Genomic DNA, 16,455 nt, shown 5'->3' with positions numbered 1-16,455 from the left:
TGTTATTGGTCGCTTATATCGCCATTGGCCAGGGCGATACGCAAGTGCTCGCGCTCCTGAACAGCCTCCACCCAGGCTGCCACACGGCCTTACCAGACGGTATTCGATCCCTCATGGCACAAACGATGAGCAGTGCCTATTGCACCGCGAGCTTCGTGCCGACAAGCTATGCTGCATTTTTGCAGTAAATGATCTCTTTAAAGGACACAGGCCACCTCACATGCGCATTCTCGTCACCGGCGGAGCCGGTTTTATCGGCTCGGCTTTGGTCCGTCACCTGATTCAGCACACGGAACACGAGGTGCTGAACCTGGACAAACTGACCTACGCAGGCAACCTGGAGTCGCTGCATAGCATCGCCAGCAACAGCCGCTACGAATTCGTCAAGGCCGATATCATCGACCAGGCCACCGTCAGCGCAGTCCTGGCACGCTTCCAGCCCCATGCGATCATGCACCTGGCGGCCGAATCCCATGTAGATCGCTCCATCGATGGGCCATCGGACTTCATCCAGACCAATATCGTTGGCACCTACAGCCTGCTGGAAGCGACGCGCGCTTACTGGCAGCAGCTGCCCGAGGCGGAAAAAGCCGCCTTCCGCTTCCACCATATCTCCACTGACGAGGTCTATGGCGACCTGCATGGCGTCGACGACCTGTTCACCGAGACCACGCCCTACGCTCCCAGCTCGCCTTACTCCGCGAGCAAGGCTGCATCCGACCACCTGGTCCGCGCCTGGCAGCGTACCTATGGCCTGCCGGTGCTGATCACCAACTGCTCCAATAACTACGGTCCATTCCACTTCCCCGAGAAGCTGATCCCATTGGTGATCCTCAATGCCCTCGCGGGCAAGCCTCTGCCGGTCTACGGCAACGGCCTGCAAGTACGTGACTGGCTGTATGTGGAGGACCACGCACGAGCCCTGTTCAAGGTCGTGACCGAAGGCGTGGTAGGCGAGACCTACAACATCGGCGGCCATAACGAACAAAAGAACATCGATGTGGTGCGCGGTATCTGCGGCCTGCTGGAAGAGCTGGCCCCGGAAAAACCAGCAGGCGTGGCCCATTACACCGACCTGATCACCTTCGTCCAGGACCGTCCTGGCCACGACCAGCGCTATGCCATCGATGCCAGCAAGATCGAGCACGAACTGGGCTGGGTGCCAGAAGAAACCTTTGCCAGCGGGTTGCGCAAGACCGTGCAGTGGTACCTGGACAATCTCGAATGGTGTCGTCGGGTACAGGACGGCAGCTACCAGGGCGAACGCCTGGGTTCCACCAACATCAAGGATCTGATTGCATGATCAAGGGCATTGTTCTGGCGGGCGGTTCCGGTACCCGTCTGCACCCCATCACTCTCGGCGTTTCCAAGCAACTGTTGCCGATCTACGATAAACCGATGATCTATTACCCGATTTCAGTGCTAATGCTGGCGGGTATTCAGGACATCCTGATCATTTCCACCCCCCTGGACCTTCCTCAGTATCGAAATCTTCTCGGTGACGGCAGCCAGTTCGGGGTCCGTTTCAGCTACGCCGAGCAACCCTCACCGGATGGCCTGGCCCAGGCATTCCTGATCGGCGAGGAATTCATCGGCAACGATCCGGTCTGCCTGATCCTGGGCGACAACATCTTTCACGGCCAGTACTTTGGCGAACAGTTGAGCGTTGCTGCCAAACGCGCCAGCGGCGCCACGGTATTTGGCTACTGGGTCAAGGATCCTGAGCGCTTTGGCGTCATCGACTTCGACAATGAAGGTCGCGCACTGTCCATCGAAGAAAAACCCAAGCACCCCAAATCCAGCTATGCCGTCACCGGCCTGTACTTCTACGACAATGACGTGGTGCAGATCGCCAAGGCGGTCAAGCCTTCGCCCCGTGGCGAGCTGGAAATTACTGACGTCAACAATGCCTACCTCAAGCGTGGCGATCTACATGTGGAGCGCTTTGGCCGAGGCTTTGCCTGGCTCGACACCGGCACCCACGATAGCTTGCTGGAAGCCTCGCAGTACGTGCAGACCATCGAACACCGCCAGGGCCTGAAAGTCGCCTGCCTGGAAGAGATCGCCTACGAGAATCACTGGATCAGCCGTGAACATCTGCTGGAACGCGCCGCGTATTTCGGCAAGACCGGCTACGGCCAATACCTGTTCTCCCTGGCTGGAGAGGCCCAATGAAGGTCATTGCAACCGATCTGCCGGGCGTGCTGATCATCGAACCCAAGGTGTTCGGAGATGAGCGTGGTTTTTTTTACGAAAGCTTCAACGCTAAAGCCTTCGCCGAAGCAACCGGATTAAACGTTGAGTTTGTCCAGGACAATCACTCGCGCTCGCAGAAAGGCGTGCTGCGTGGCCTGCATTACCAAATGCAGAATACCCAGGGAAAGCTGGTACGCGTCACCCTGGGTGAAGTACTCGACGTGGCCGTCGACATCCGCCGCGGTTCACCGAACTTCGGTCAATGGGTGGCAGTACGCCTGTCGGCGGCCAATCATCGCCAGCTGTGGGTACCCGAAGGGTTCGCCCATGGTTTCGTGGTTCTCAGCGATTTTGCCGAATTTCTCTACAAGACCACTGACTACTACACTCCATCAGCAGAACGCTGCATTCGCTGGGACGATCCGACGCTGGCCATCGACTGGGAGCTCATCGAGCCCCCGCAACTATCTGCCAAGGACCTGGCAGGAAGCCTGCTAACGGAGGCCGAACTGTTTCCATGAACGCTCCCTTGAAAATCCTAATCAGCGGCCAGCACGGCCAGGTCTCCCGCGAGTTGCAACAGCGGCTCGGGGACCTGGGCGAACTGCTGGTCCTGGGGCGCGACCGGCTGGACCTGAGCCATCCGGATCAGATCCGCCAACAGGTCCGGGCACTGCGCCCGGACCTGATCATCAATGCCGCGGCCCACACCGCGGTGGACCAGGCTGAAAGCGAGCCGGACCTGGCCTTTGCCATCAATGCCACGGCCCCCGGGGTCTTCGCCCAGGAAGCCTTCGACTTGGGCATTCCGCTGATCCACTACTCCACCGACTACGTGTTCGACGGCAGCAAGGACACGCCCTACGTGGAAGAGGACGAGCCCAATCCGCTGAGCGTCTACGGCCAGAGCAAGCTGGCAGGCGAACGGGCGATCAACCTGGTCGAGGGCCAGCACCTGATCCTGCGTACCAGCTGGGTCTATTCCAGCCACGGCAAGAACTTCTTGCTGACCATGCAACGCCTGTTACAGGAGCGGCCGGAACTGCGGGTGGTGGCCGATCAGGTCGGCGCCCCGACCTGGGCCGGCACCATCGCCAACAGCACCCGAGCCCTGATCGAGCGCTGGCGGGCAGGTACTCCGGGGGCCTGGGGCACCTACCATCTCACCGCCCATGGTGAAACTTCCTGGTTCGGCTTCGCCCAGGCTATCGGCGAGCAATTGCTGGCCATGAACAAGCCTTGCGCGGTGCTGGAGGCCATTGCGTCCAGCGCCTATCCGACCCCGGCACCACGGCCGCTGAACTCGCGCCTGGACTGCACCCACCTGGCTCGGGAATGGGGCGTGATCCAGCCGGACTGGCACACCGCTTTGCGCGAGTGCCTTGCCGAACAGGGCTAAAGCCTGTCGACGTTTGGCCGGGCACCGCGGCCCGTTACCAAACGTCGACCGACCCTGGGCATAATGCGCCTCTGTCCACAGGCGCCATTTCCATGACCACAGCCCTCCCCCGTCGTCCCCGCTGGCGCAGCCTGGCCTTGCTGGCCCTGTGCCTGGCACCGCTGCTGTGGCCACTGGAGCACCTGGCGGAACGTTACTACCGCAATGAGCTGACCAGCCAGAACAGCCAGACCCTGGACCTCTACGTAGCCAACCTGCTGGGCACCCTGCATCGCTACGAAGTACTGCCGCAGATCCTTGGCGACTTGCCAGCACTGCGGGCGCTGCTAGGGGCCCCGGACGATGGCGTCACCCAGGGCAATGCCAACCGCCTGCTCAAGAACATCAGCGCCCAGACCGGCGCCGAAGTCATGTACCTGATGGACACCAGCGGCAAGACCCTGGCGGCCTCCAACTGGGACAAGCACGACAGCTTCGTGGGCCGTAACTTTGCCTTCCGCCCGTACTTCAGCGAGGCCATGGCCGGCCGCCTCGGGCGCTTCTTCGGCCTGGGGACCACCTCGGCCAAGCGCGGCTATTTCTTCGCCGCTGCGGTACGCGAAGGCGAGCGGATGCTCGGGGTCCTCGTGGTCAAGGTCGACCTGGACCACACCGAACGCTTGTGGGGCAAGACACCGGAACAGCTTCTGGTGACCGATCACAACGGTGTGGTGATTCTCACCTCGCGCCCGGAATGGCGCTTTCGCGCGACTCGCCCGCTAAACGAGGAAGAACGCCAGGCGATCGTCGCCATCCAACCCTATCCAACCCGCACTCCACGTCCTCTGGATCTCAATTCCAAGGCCTGGCTGGTGCAGACCCAGCAGATCGAGGAAACCGGCTGGAGCGTCAGCATCCTCGCCCCGCGCACCCTGATCGACCGCCCAGTACGCACCGTCCTGGCGATTGGCGCCGCAGCTCTATTGGTGCTGATGCTGCTGCTCGGACTGATGATGCAACGCCGCCAGCACTACATGGAACGGATCGCTTTCGAAGGCAAGGCCCGGCGGGAGCTGGAGATGCGCGTGGCCGAGCGCACCAGCGACCTGGAGAACCTCAACCGACGCCTGAAGCAGGAAGTGCTGGAACGCGAGACCGCCCAGCAGGAACTGGTACGTGCCCAGGACGACCTGGTCCAGGCTGGCAAGCTTTCGGCATTGGGCACCATGTCCGCCAGTATCAGCCACGAGCTCAACCAGCCACTGGCGGCGATCCGCAGCTACGCTGAAAACGCTGAGGTGCTGCTGGACCATCAACGCACCGACGACGCCCGGGGCAACCTCAAGCTGATCAGCGAATTGACCGGGCGCATGGCCTCGATCATCACCCACTTGCGGGCGTTTGCCCGGCGCGATCACCACGCACCGGAGAGCGTCGCCCTGCAGCCGGCCCTGGACGATGCCCTGGCCCTGTTGGCCAAGCGCCGTCGAGCCATGGACGTGGAGCTGATCCGCGACCTGCCGGCCGCTACCCTGTGGGTCGAGGCCGGGGAAACCCGCTTGCGCCAGGTACTGGGCAACTTGCTGGCCAACGCCCTGGATGCCCTCACCGAAAAAGGCCCGCCACGCAAGCTGTGGCTGAGTGCCGAATCCACCGCCACGGGCGTCAACCTGTACATCCGCGACAATGGCCCGGGTTTCTGCATGGAAGCCCTGGGACGCGCCGGAGAGCCGTTCTACACCACCAAGACGCGAACCCAGGGCCTGGGCCTGGGGCTGGCAATCTGCGACACCCTGATGCGAGCCTTCGGCGGTGAGCTGGCGTTCGCCAACCATCGCGAAGGCGGTGCCCTGATCACCCTGCGTTTGCGGGCCGGGGCTCCGGGAGTCAGCCCACAGCCATCCGAGGACCGCGGGGTATGAAACGCGACGCGCGCCACACGCGAACAAGCCATGGGCCGACCTTGCAGGGGCGGCCACGACACGACCTGGAAAGTGACCAATGACCCGTCCCGACAGCCTCGACCCCCAGTTGCAAGTGGTGTTGATCGATGACGACCCACACTTGCGCCAGGCCCTGAGCCAGACCCTGGACCTGGCCGGGCTCAAGGTCCTGTCCCTGGGAGAAGCCCAGGGCCTGGCCGAACGCCTGGAACGGGATTGGCCGGGGGTGGTGGTCAGTGACATCCGCATGCCGGGCATCGACGGCATGGAACTGCTCAGCCAATTGCATGCCCAGGACCCGGAGCTGCCGGTGCTGCTGATCACCGGCCATGGCGACGTACCGCTGGCCGTGCAGGCGATGCGCGCCGGGGCCTACGACTTCCTGGAGAAACCCTTTGCCAGCGACGCCCTGCTGGACAGCGTGCGTCGCGCCCTGGCCTGGCGCCGGCTGGTCCTGGACAACCGCAGCCTGCGCCTGGCCCTGAGCGACCGCCAGGAACTGAGCGCACGACTGGTGGGCCAATCGGCATCCATGCTGCGCCTGCGCCAACAGATCGGCGCCCTCGCTGCGACTCGCGCCGACGTGCTGATCCTCGGCGAGACCGGGGCCGGCAAGGAGGTGGTGGCGCGGGCCCTGCACGACCTGTCGGGCCGCCGCAACGGGCCGTTCGTGGCGATCAACGCCGGGGCGCTGGCGGAATCGGTGGTGGAGAGCGAACTGTTCGGCCACGAATCAGGGGCGTTCACCGGGGCGCAGAAACGTCGCATCGGCAAGTTCGAGTTCGCCAATGGCGGCACCCTGTTCCTCGATGAAATCGAAAGCATGAGCCTGGATGTCCAGGTCAAGCTGCTACGCCTGCTCCAGGAGCGTGTTGTGGAGCGCCTGGGGGGCAACCAGCTGATCCCGCTGGATATCCGCATCATTGCCGCCACCAAGGAAGACTTGCGCCAAGCGGCCGACCAGGGGCGCTTTCGCGCCGACCTCTATTACCGCCTGAACGTGGCTCCGCTGCGAATTCCACCGTTGCGCGAGCGCGGTGAGGACGTGCTGATGCTGTTCCAGCATTTTGCCGATGAAGCCAGCACCCGCCACGGCCTTCCCGCCCAGGAGCTGCAACCCGGGCATCGAGCCCTGTTGCTGCGCCACGACTGGCCGGGCAACGTACGGGAACTGCAGAACGTTGCCGAACGCTTCGCCCTGGGCCTGGAGCTGGCCCTGGACAATGGCGACCCGGGCCATGCCCCGACCGCTACGCCGCCGCTGATCAGTGGCGGCTTGAGCGAACAGGTGGAGCATTTCGAGAAGTCCCTGATCGCCGCGGAGATGGCCCAACCTCATGGCTCGATGCGTAGCCTCGCCGAGGCCCTGGGCATTCCCCGCAAGACCCTGCATGACAAGTTGCGCAAGCATGGCCTGAACTTCGCCGACAGCGGTGCCAGCCATTCCAGCGACGAATCCGAGTAAGCCATCGCTCCCAACCCCAATGACCCTTGAGGCCCGTGCATGAACCGTGACAGTCGCTACCTGGAATCCATCCTCCACCACGACATTCCCCTGACCCGGGACATGGGCCTGAAGGTACTCGACTGGCAAGCGCAACAACTGCGCCTGCAACTCCCCCTGGATGCCAACGTGAACCACAAGAGCACCATGTTCGGCGGCAGTCTCTATTGCGGCGCCGTACTGGCCGGCTGGGGATGGTTGCACTTGCGGCTTCGGGAGGAAGGAATCGAGGATGGGCACATCGTCATCCAGGAGGGGCAGATCAGCTACCCGTTGCCGGTCACCGGGGATGCCCAGGCGATCTGCGCAGCCCCCGAGGACAAGGTCTGGAAGAAATTCCTCGCGATGTACCAGCGCTATGGACGGGCCCGCCTGACCCTGCACACCCGAGTGGTGAATGCCGGCAGCAGCGACGATGCCGTGCTCTTCGCCGGACAGTACGTGCTGCACCGCTGAATAGTGCTCACCGAGGGCAGGACCTGCGGCTATCGGCTATTTACCGCACAGTTCCAGTAGCTTGGCGCGCCAGGGCGCTTTGGCCGGCAGCGCGAGGAAGAAGCCATTGAGCAACGACTCCCGGGGCGGATAGCAAAACGGTGCACCGGCCAGATCCAGCACCTCGCCACCGGCACCTTCGAGCACGCCCTGGGCGGCAGCGGTATCCCACTGCGAAGTGGGCGCCAGGCGCGGATAGCAATCCGCGGCCCCTTCGGCCAGCAGGCAGAACTTCAGCGAGCTGCCGATATTGGCCAGTTGCAACTCGCCCACGGCCGCACCCAAGCCAGCTAGCAGGCGCTCTTGATCGGGGCTGGAATGACGCCGGCTGGCCACCACGGTAAAGGCTTCGCCCGCTCCCGGCTGCTCACGTACCGCGATCGCCTGAGGCGCCTCGCCCCGATCGAGGCGCCAGGCACCAAGCCCCGCGCCGCCAAGGTAGCAGCGCCCGCTGGTGGGCATCGCCACCACGCCAAAGACCACCCGTCCCTGGTCGATGAGAGCGATATTGACGGTGAACTCCTCGCTCCCGGCGATGAACTCCTTGGTGCCATCCAGCGGGTCCACCAGCCACCAACGTTGCCAACCGGCACGGGTAACCTGGGGAATGTCGGCATCTTCTTCGGAAAGTACCGGGATCTCCGGGGCCAGGGCTTGCAGGCCCGCCACGATCAAGTGATGGGCGGCCAGGTCGGCGGCCGTCACCGGCGACTCATCGGCCTTGCGCTCGACCGCTACATCGGCGCGCCAGAACGGCAGGATCGCTTCACCGGCACGCAGTGCCAGGTCGACCACGGGCGCCAGCAGGGGATGGGGAAAGTTCATCATCTCGTTCATGCTTGAAAGACTCCACGCTGGCTCAAAAGATCGCGGGCCAGGTACAACGCAGCCAGGGCACGGCCTTCACTGAACTGCGGATTCTGCGCCAGCCCGGCCAGCTCCCGCAGGTTGATCTTGTCGACCCGCATCGGCTCGGGCTCATCGCCCTCCAGGCGCTCTTCATACAGATCGGTGGCCAGCACCACCTGGATCTTCTGGCTCATGTAGCCCGGGGACAGCGACAACTCGGTCAGGTGTTCCAGCTGCCGCGCGCCAAACCCGGCCTCCTCCTTGAGCTCGCGCTCGGCCGCCGCCAGCACGTCTTCGCCGGGCTCGATCAGGCCCTTGGGCAGCGACAATTCATAGGCATCGGTACCACCGCAATACTCTTCCACCAGCACGGCATGCTCGCTATCGAGCATGGCCACGACCATCACCGCGCCATAGCCTGCGCCCCGCCCCACCAGCCGCTCGTAGGTACGCTCGGCACCATTGGCGAAGCGCAGTTGAACCTGCTCGACACAAAACAGGCGACTGGTAGCGACAATCTCTCGGGCAAGTACGGTGGGTTTCTGACGCATGGCGGGCTCCTTGGCGATAGCTGGTTACTATACAGCCTGTTTGAAAGTGACTGGGTTGCAGATTGCAGCGGCGCGCGGCCGCTGCCGGACCTATTGTTTACTGCATGTGATCGCCCTTGCCGGTCGATTGTTTTCCGTTGGAGAAGTAGTCAATGACCCTGATGCCCTGGCGCGATATCGATACCGTCCTGCTGGACATGGACGGCACCTTGCTGGACCTGCACTACGACAACCATTTCTGGCTGGAGCACCTGCCCCGTCGCTATGCCGAGCTGCATGGGGTCAGCCGGGCCATGGCCGAACTGGAGCTGCAGCCCTTGTTCGAGCGTAACGCCGGACAGTTGCAGTGGTATTGCCTGGACTTCTGGAGCACCGAACTCAGGTTGCCAGTACGTGAACTGAAGCTGGAGACCGCCCACCTGATCGCCCTGCGCCCGGACGCCGATACATTCCTCGCGGCGCTCAAGCAGGCCGGCAAGCGGGTGATCCTGATCACCAACGCACACCGCGATTCGCTTTCGCTGAAACTGGAGCGGATCGAGTTGGCGCCGTACTTCGAGCGCCTGATCAGTTCCCACGACTATGGGTTCCCCAAGGAGAACCTGCAGTTCTGGGACGCCTTGCAGGCCGATATCCACTTCGACCCCAAGCGCAGCCTGTTCATCGACGACACCTTGCCAATTCTGCGCAGCGCACGGGACTTCGGAGTAGGGCAACTGCTTGCGGTGAGCCAGCCGGACAGCCGCAAAGGGCCGAAGGACACCGCGGAGTTCGCGGCAGTGGGGGATTATCGGGAACTGATCAAGGGCCTGCTGGACTAGCCAGGCCTACCCCCCGAAAGAGGCAGGCCTGACTGAGAAAGCCGCTATCCGATCACTCGGGGATGCGCAGGACCTGCCCCGGATAGATCTTGTCCGGATGGGACAGCAGGGGCTTGTTGGCCTCGAAGATCTTGTTGTACTTGTTGGCGTCGCCGTATTGGACCTTGGCGATGGCGCTCAGGGTATCGCCCTTCTTCACGGTGACGAATACGGCCGACACCACGGTTGGGCCAGTGACGGTGACCTGGTCCTCGACACTGCCGACACCGGCGATGTTGCCCAGGGCCAGAAGGATCTTTTCCTTCTCTTCCTGGCTCGCCACTTCACCCTTGACGATGACCTTGTCGCCTTCCACCGTCGCCTGGACGTTGGGGTTGCCCAGGCCGACCTTGGCGATGTGTTCCTTGAGCTGCTCGCTGGCGTTGGCGTTACCCGGGGTCAGCAAGTCGATCAGTTTCTCACCGGCTTCCTTCACAAAGCTGAAAATGCTCATGTCGCACACTCCTTGGTTGATAGATCCAGATGCGAAAGACTAGACCAGCCCGGCCGATCGAGGTTCCCGGCCGACCACTGACCAAGGCCACGCCGGCACGGTAGAATCCCGGCCTTTTGTCGCGCCGGAGCGAAGATGGACATCAAGCAGCTGAAATTCCTCATCGCCCTGGACGAAACCCGCCACTTCGGCCAGGCCGCCGCCCGTTGCCACATCACCCAGCCGACCCTGTCGATGCGCCTGCGCAACCTCGAGGAGGAGCTTGAGCTGCCGCTGGTCAACCGTGGCCAGCGCTTCGAAGGTTTCACCGCGCCCGGCGAGCGGGTCCTGGCCTGGGCCCGTACCGTACTCACCGCCTATGACGGTTTGCTGGCCGAAGCCGCTGCCTGCCGTGGCAACCTGGTGGGCACCCTGCGCTTGGGGGTGGTCCCGCTGTCGAGCTTCGACCCGCAGCCACTGATGCAGCGCCTGCACGCCGAACACCCGCACCTGCGCTTCGAACTCTCGTCCCTGAGTTCGGAACAGATCCTCGAGCAGTTGGCGAGTAATCGCCTGGACCTCGGGGTGTCCTACCTGGAACGCCTGGACGGCGAGCACTTCGACTCCCTGACCCTGGCCCAGACGCATATGGGACTGCTGTACGACCAACGGCACTTCAGCTTCGGCGAGCAACCGCTGAGCTGGGAAGCGCTGACCGAACTGCCCCTGGGCCTGCTGACCAGCGGCATGCATTTTCGCCAGTCCATCGATCACAACTTCCATATCCGCGGACTGCACCCACGCCCCGTCCTGCAGACCGATGCCGTCCATCAGTTGGTGCAGATGGTCCATGGCGGCCTGTGCTGCGCGGTGATGCCCCTGGACAGCGGCCTGGAGGCCATGACCGAGCATCTGCGCCTGCAACCCATAGAAGACGCCCAGACCCTGGCTCGCCTGGGCCTGATCATGCGTCGCAGCGCACCGCGCTCGGCCCTGGCCGAAGCCTGCTTCGCCCTCTACCAGAAACTGCTCGATGGCGCTTGATCGACGCCATCTATCAAAGGATCAGTACTAGCAATTAGACGCGACACAATGCCGCGCTTAGGCTTGCCTCCCAGTACGCCGCTGATCCCCCGATGACCGCCAAACGCCCGCCCTGCGCAGCGCCAGCTCCTGCGAGGCCCGCCCCCGTGCTCGCTTCTCGAGCTTCCGCCAGGCCCGGTGAGGGTCGCGTCATCACAGCCACTACCTTGTCCAGCTGCCGCATCGAAGCGCATTGCGGCCCGACAACCCCGCGATGGAGAGTCGCCCGTGAGTACACATAACCAAGCCGACCAGAAACCCGTAGCCCGCTACAAGCCCTACAAGGGGCCGGCCGGTGGTTGGGGTGCCCTGATCAGCGTGGCCCAGGCCTGGCTGACCAGCGACAACGCCCTGAAGAACATCCGCATGATGCTCAAGACCAACCAGAACGGCGGCTTCGACTGCCCGGGCTGCGCCTGGGGCGACTCGCCGGAAAGCGGCATGGTCAAGTTCTGCGAGAACGGCGCCAAGGCGGTGAACTGGGAAGCCACCAAGCGCCGGGTGGACGGCGCCTTCTTCGCCAAGCACAGCGTCAGTGCCCTGCTGGAACAGAGCGACTACTGGCTCGAGTACCAGGGCCGGCTGACCGAGCCGATGAGCTATGACGCCGAGACCGATCGCTACCGCCCCATCAGCTGGGAAGACGCCTTCAGCCTGATCGCCCGCCACCTGCTGAACCTGCCGAGCCCGGACATGGCCGAGTTCTACACCTCGGGCCGGGCCAGTAACGAGGCGGCCTATCTCTACCAGTTGTTCGTGCGGGCCTACGGCACCAACAACTTCCCCGACTGTTCGAACATGTGCCACGAAGCCAGTGGCGTGGCCCTGGCGCAGAGCGTCGGGGTGGGCAAGGGCACGGTAACCTTCGACGATTTCGAACACTCCGACGCGATCTTCGTCTGGGGCCAGAACCCCGGCACCAACCATCCGCGGATGCTCGAACCCCTGCGCGAGGCGGTGAAGCGCGGTGCCCAGGTGGTGTGCGTCAATCCGTTGAAGGAGCGCGGCCTGGAACGCTTCCAGCACCCGCAGAATCCCCTGGAGATGCTCACCAACGGCAATCGCCCGACCAATACCGCGTATTTCCGCCCGGCCCTGGGTGGTGACATGGCGTTGCTGCGCGGCATGGCCAAGTTCCTCCTGCAATGGGAACGCGACGCGCAGAAGGCCGGGACCGCGGCCGTATTCGACCACGACTTCCTCAACACCCACACCGCCCAGGTGCTGGAATACCTGGGCACCATCGACGACACCCCATGGGAGCAGATCGTCGAGCAGTCGGGCCTGACCCTGGTGGAGATCGAGCAGGCGGCGCGCATGTACGCCAAGGGCAAGAACGTCATCATGTGCTGGGCCATGGGCATTACCCAGCATCGCCATTCGGTGGCGACCATCCAGGAAATCGCCAACCTGATGCTGCTGCGCGGCAACGTCGGCAGGCCCGGCGCCGGCCTGTGCCCGGTCCGCGGCCACAGTAACGTCCAGGGTGACCGTACCATGGGCATCAACGAGCGGCCGCCGGTGGCCTTCCTCGACTCCCTGGAGCGGCGCTTCCAGTTCAAGGTGCCCAGGGACAACGGTCATAACGTGGTCGAGGCGATCCACGCCATGCTCGAAGGCCGTTCCAAGGTATTCATCGGCCTTGGGGGCAACTTCGCCCAGGCCACTCCGGACAGCGAGCGGACGTTCCAGGCCCTGCGCAACTGCGACCTCACCGTGCAGATCAGCACCAAGCTCAATCGCAGCCACCTGGCCCACGGCAAGGATGCACTGATCCTGCCGTGCCTGGGACGCACCGACATCGACCTGCAGGCTGGCGGCCCACAAGCGGTCACCGTGGAAGACTCCTTCAGCATGGTCCACGCCTCCAACGGCCAGTTGCAGCCGCTGTCGGCGCACATGCGCTCCGAGCCCTGGATCCTGGCGGGCATCGCCGCGGCCACCCTGGGCAACCGCCCGGTGGACTGGAACTGGCTGGCCGCCGACTACGGGCGCATCCGCGACCTGATCGCCGACACCATCCCAGGCTTCAAGGAGTTCAACGAGCGCCTCAAGCACCCAGGCGGCTTCTACCTGGGCAACGCCGCCGGCGCTCGCCAGTGGAACACTTCCTCGGGGCGCGCCAACTTCCGCGCCAACCTGCTGCCCAAGGACCTGATCGATGAACGCACCCGGGCCAGCGGCAAGCAGCCGGACCTGATCCTGCAGTCGATGCGCTCCCACGATCAGTACAACACCACCATCTACGGCCTCGATGACCGCTACCGCGGGGTGAAGGGCCAACGTGACGTGCTGTTCGTCAACGAAGCGGACATCATCCGCCTGGGGTTCAAGCCAGGGCAGAAGGCCGATATCGTGTCGCTGTGGAACGATGGCCGCGAACGCCGGGTCAAGGGCTTCACCCTGCTGGCTTTCGACATCCCGGCCGGCCAGGCCGCGGCCTACTACCCTGAGGTCAACCCGTTGGTGCCGCTGGAAAGCACCGGTGACGGCAGCCATACCCCGACCTCCAAGTTCATCGCCATCCGCCTGGAGGCTGCCAGCGACAACGGCCTGATCATGGCACGCTCGGCTTGACGGAATCGCGGGCACAAAAAAGGCCGCTCCTGCATGCAGGGCGGCCGTCTTCAAGTAACCGTAGACCGTTGAGAGTTGCTTAAGTTCCCTATCAAAAACAATAAGTTACGAGATTGTGTACAACTCGTGCTATTCGTCGGATTTCGTTTGTAAGCGCCGTGGTACAGCCTCAGGATCGCGCCGTCATCCCTTTGAGGCTCATGTATGAAGTTCTCCTCGATTCTCTTGTTGTCCCTTGGCCTGGTCAGCGGCGTCGCCTCTGCCGGTGGCACCACTGAAGCAGGTGTGGGCGGCGCATTGGGCGGGGTTCTAGGCTCGGTGGTCGGCCAGCAACTGGGCGGCAATACCGGTTCGGCCATTGGCGCAGCCATCGGCGGCGCAGGCGGCAGTGCGGTCGGCGCCGACAAGCGCAGTCGTGGCCAGGCGGCCATCGGCGGCGCCTTGGGCGCGGCAGGCGGCAACGTCGTGGGCCGCAGCATGGGCGGCAGCACCGGCAGCCTGATCGGTGCAGCGGCAGGCGGTGGTGCCGGCGGCGCACTGGGCAACTACATGGGCAACGAAAGCGCCCGGGAAGACCGCGACTATCGCCGCGATCGCGACCGCCGCTACTACCGCGACGGCCACCGTGGCCGTGGTCACGCCTACGGCCATCGCAAGCATCGTCACTACGACGACTGATCGACCGCCCCCTGTAGCCGCTACCGCACACTGGACGCGAGGCCAAGGGCCTCGCCAGACCAGAGGCTGCGGTACTGGCCCCAAGGATCGAGGTCAGGCCTCCCCTACTGGCGCCGATCGCAGCCTGCGGCAGCGGCTACAGTGTCCACAGGTCGATCAAGTCTCGAAGCTCAGGTCACCAGCAGCTGTTCCAGGGCTGCGCGCAGGACCACTGGAATCGGCACCGGCTGGTTCGATGCCCGGTCCACGAACACATGGACGACGCGCCCCACCGCGCAAGGCTCCTCCTCTCCCGACTTGAACACCGCCAACTCGTATTGCACCGAGCTGTTGCCCAACTTGCCGACCCGCAGTCCCACCTCGATACGCTCAGGAAATGCGATGGAGGCAAAGTAGTCGCAAGCCGAGCTGACCACGAACCCCACCACCTCACCGTCATGGATATCCAGGCCGCCCTGCTCGATCAGGTAGGTATTCACCGCCGTGTCGAAAAAGCTGTAGTAGGTGACGTTGTTCACATGGCCATAGACGTCATTGTCATGCCAACGCGTGATGATCGGCTGGAAATGGCGGTAGTCGCCGCGTTGCGGCATGGACTCGGACATCAGGGCGGTCTCCCTTGGATTGAGCGATTGATCGCCCGGCATTTCACCCCAGGCGACTAAGCCTGGGCAAACCCTTTTCCAGCGACCGCCAGTGCCTCGATCAACTTCGCCGGCCGCCAATGCTCACCCAATTCAGCTTGCAGGATCGTCAGCCGCCGCCGGACCTCTGCCAGCCCCTGGGTATCGGCCCAGCTCATCGGCCCGCCCTGCTCCCTGGGAAAGCCGTAGCCATTGAGGTAGACCAGGTCGATATCACCGGCCGAGCGAGCAATGCCTTCCTGGAGGATCTTCGCCCCTTCGTTGACCAGGGCCAGCAGGCAGCGCTCCAGGATCTCCTCGGGACCAATATCGCGCCTCCGGTAGCTCAGCCCCTCACTGACCTGCAGCACCAGGGCATCGACCTCCAGATCGTGCTCGGCCTGGCGGCTGCCTGGCTCATAGTGGTAATAACCGTCACCGCTTTTCTGGCCAAACCGCCCCAGCTCACACAAGCGGTTGTCGACCTGGATCTCTGGCGCATCCTGGCCGACGCCGCTCAGTTGCCGGGCACGCCAGCCCAGGTCGATGCCCACCACGTCGTACATGCGAAACGGTCCCATGGCAAAGCCAAACGCCTGCAAGGCAGCATCCACCTGATAGGGAAACGCGCCTTCCAGGAGCATCTTGCGGGCCTCGAGCACATAGGTATTGAGCATGCGGTTGCCAATGAAGCCGAAGCAGTTACCCGCCACCACACTGACCTTGCCCATGCGCTGGCCCAGGGCCAAGGCAGCGTCCAGCACCTCAGGCGAGGTCTTGGCGGCCCGCACCACCTCGAGCAGTTTCATGATGTGTGCCGGGCTGAAGAAGTGCAGGCCCAGGACCTGGGGCGCCCGTCGGGTAACTGCGGCAATGGCGTCGATATCCAGTGCCGAGGTATTACTGGCGAGGATCGCTCCCGGCTTGAGTGCAGCATCCAGCTGACGAAAGATCTGCTGCTTGAGCTCCAGGTTCTCGTACACCGCCTCGATCACCAAGTCCACGTCAGCCAGCTGTGGATAACCTTGGGCGACGCCGATCCGCGCCAGGCGTGCATCGGCTTCAGCCTGCTCGATACGCCCCTGGCGAACGTTATGGGCATAGGTATCGGCCACTGCCGCCAGGGCTTGCTGGAGCATCTGTGGATTGTTGTCCAGCCACAGGACCGGCAGGCCGGCGCTGGCCAGGCACATGACGATGCCGCGTCCCATGGTACCGGCGCCGATCACTGCGGCCTGCCGGATATCGAATGCTGCCTGGCTCATATGGACTCTCCCGTGGGTGT

General features: G+C 63.6%; 16 protein-coding genes. 11 read left to right on the top strand and 5 right to left on the bottom strand.

Features of this window, described 5'->3' with window-relative positions; translation table 11 throughout:
* Positions 1 to 220: 220 nt before the first annotated feature.
* From rfbB to C4K39_RS01520, 7 genes are all read left to right on the top strand, one after another.
* The gene (gene rfbB / locus C4K39_RS01550) at positions 221 to 1,303 is read left to right on the top strand and encodes a dTDP-glucose 4,6-dehydratase (RefSeq protein ID WP_068580226.1); all 1,083 of its coding nucleotides are present in this window, start codon (positions 221 to 223) and stop codon (positions 1,301 to 1,303) included.
* Positions 1,300 to 2,175 carry a glucose-1-phosphate thymidylyltransferase RfbA gene (rfbA, locus tag C4K39_RS01545; protein ID WP_124345511.1) on the top strand — a complete coding sequence of 292 codons (876 nt, stop codon included), beginning with the start codon at positions 1,300 to 1,302 and terminating at the stop codon, positions 2,173 to 2,175. Before rfbB ends, rfbA begins: the two co-directional genes overlap by 4 nt.
* On the top strand, positions 2,172 to 2,717 hold the full coding sequence (rfbC, locus tag C4K39_RS01540) for a dTDP-4-dehydrorhamnose 3,5-epimerase (RefSeq protein WP_124345510.1): 546 nt from the start codon (positions 2,172 to 2,174) through the stop codon (positions 2,715 to 2,717). The genes rfbA and rfbC overlap by 4 nt, the downstream gene beginning before the upstream one ends.
* Positions 2,714 to 3,595 carry a dTDP-4-dehydrorhamnose reductase gene (gene rfbD, locus C4K39_RS01535; RefSeq protein WP_124345509.1) on the top strand — a complete coding sequence of 294 codons (882 nt, stop codon included), beginning with the start codon at positions 2,714 to 2,716 and terminating at the stop codon, positions 3,593 to 3,595. Before rfbC ends, rfbD begins: the two co-directional genes overlap by 4 nt.
* Before the next feature lie 92 nt (positions 3,596 to 3,687).
* The gene (locus C4K39_RS01530) at positions 3,688 to 5,496 is read left to right on the top strand and encodes a sensor histidine kinase (protein WP_124345508.1); all 1,809 of its coding nucleotides are present in this window, start codon (positions 3,688 to 3,690) and stop codon (positions 5,494 to 5,496) included.
* Between the two features lie 79 nt (positions 5,497 to 5,575).
* Entirely contained in the window at positions 5,576 to 6,982 is a 1,407-nt protein-coding gene (locus C4K39_RS01525) for a sigma-54-dependent transcriptional regulator (RefSeq protein ID WP_124345507.1), read from the top strand.
* A gap of 39 nt (positions 6,983 to 7,021) precedes the next feature.
* Positions 7,022 to 7,477 carry a YiiD C-terminal domain-containing protein gene (locus tag C4K39_RS01520; RefSeq protein ID WP_124345506.1) on the top strand — a complete coding sequence of 152 codons (456 nt, stop codon included), beginning with the start codon at positions 7,022 to 7,024 and terminating at the stop codon, positions 7,475 to 7,477.
* A 36-nt stretch (positions 7,478 to 7,513) separates the two neighbouring features.
* On the opposite strand, the gene cysQ is transcribed toward C4K39_RS01520, so the two are convergent.
* Entirely contained in the window at positions 7,514 to 8,341 is an 828-nt protein-coding gene (gene cysQ / locus C4K39_RS01515; RefSeq protein ID WP_124348308.1) for a 3'(2'),5'-bisphosphate nucleotidase CysQ, read from the bottom strand.
* A gap of 8 nt (positions 8,342 to 8,349) precedes the next feature.
* Positions 8,350 to 8,916, bottom strand: coding sequence for an ADP compounds hydrolase NudE (gene nudE / locus C4K39_RS01510; protein WP_124345505.1), 567 nt, complete (start codon positions 8,914 to 8,916; stop codon positions 8,350 to 8,352).
* Positions 8,917 to 9,068: 152 nt separating this feature from the next.
* Here nudE and yrfG point away from each other — a divergent pair, with 152 nt between their 5' ends.
* A complete protein-coding gene (gene yrfG, locus C4K39_RS01505) occupies positions 9,069 to 9,737 on the top strand; it encodes a GMP/IMP nucleotidase (protein WP_068580205.1) in 669 nt (222 codons plus the stop codon).
* Positions 9,738 to 9,789: 52 nt separating this feature from the next.
* Here yrfG and lysM read toward each other — a convergent pair whose 3' ends face one another.
* Complete coding sequence (gene lysM / locus C4K39_RS01500; RefSeq protein ID WP_068580204.1) at positions 9,790 to 10,230, bottom strand: peptidoglycan-binding protein LysM; 441 nt, start codon at positions 10,228 to 10,230, stop codon at positions 9,790 to 9,792.
* 135 nt (positions 10,231 to 10,365) lie between these two features.
* Between lysM and C4K39_RS01495 the strand changes: the two genes are divergently transcribed.
* The 3 genes from C4K39_RS01495 to C4K39_RS01485 all read left to right on the top strand — a co-directional run bounded on the left by C4K39_RS01495 (position 10,366) and on the right by C4K39_RS01485 (position 14,547).
* The gene (locus C4K39_RS01495; RefSeq protein ID WP_068580202.1) at positions 10,366 to 11,253 is read left to right on the top strand and encodes a LysR family transcriptional regulator; all 888 of its coding nucleotides are present in this window, start codon (positions 10,366 to 10,368) and stop codon (positions 11,251 to 11,253) included.
* A gap of 267 nt (positions 11,254 to 11,520) precedes the next feature.
* Complete coding sequence (locus C4K39_RS01490) at positions 11,521 to 13,869, top strand: FdhF/YdeP family oxidoreductase (protein ID WP_068580200.1); 2,349 nt, start codon at positions 11,521 to 11,523, stop codon at positions 13,867 to 13,869.
* 204 nt (positions 13,870 to 14,073) lie between these two features.
* Entirely contained in the window at positions 14,074 to 14,547 is a 474-nt protein-coding gene (locus C4K39_RS01485; RefSeq protein WP_124345504.1) for a glycine zipper domain-containing protein, read from the top strand.
* A 170-nt stretch (positions 14,548 to 14,717) separates the two neighbouring features.
* Here the strand turns inward: C4K39_RS01485 and C4K39_RS01480 are convergent, their stop codons facing one another.
* Together C4K39_RS01480 and C4K39_RS01475 are read right to left on the bottom strand one after the other, a co-directional pair.
* Positions 14,718 to 15,152: an acyl-CoA thioesterase gene (locus tag C4K39_RS01480; RefSeq protein ID WP_124345503.1), complete on the bottom strand. Its 435-nt coding sequence runs from the start codon at positions 15,150 to 15,152 to the stop codon at positions 14,718 to 14,720.
* 56 nt (positions 15,153 to 15,208) lie between these two features.
* Positions 15,209 to 16,435 carry a 3-hydroxyacyl-CoA dehydrogenase gene (locus C4K39_RS01475; RefSeq protein ID WP_124345502.1) on the bottom strand — a complete coding sequence of 409 codons (1,227 nt, stop codon included), beginning with the start codon at positions 16,433 to 16,435 and terminating at the stop codon, positions 15,209 to 15,211.
* Between the last annotated feature and the right edge of the window lie 20 nt (positions 16,436 to 16,455).

The organism is Pseudomonas sessilinigenes (assembly GCF_003850565.1).
GTDB classification, from domain to species: domain Bacteria; phylum Pseudomonadota; class Gammaproteobacteria; order Pseudomonadales; family Pseudomonadaceae; genus Aquipseudomonas; species Aquipseudomonas sessilinigenes.
This window is presented reverse-complemented; position numbering and strand designations above follow the sequence as displayed.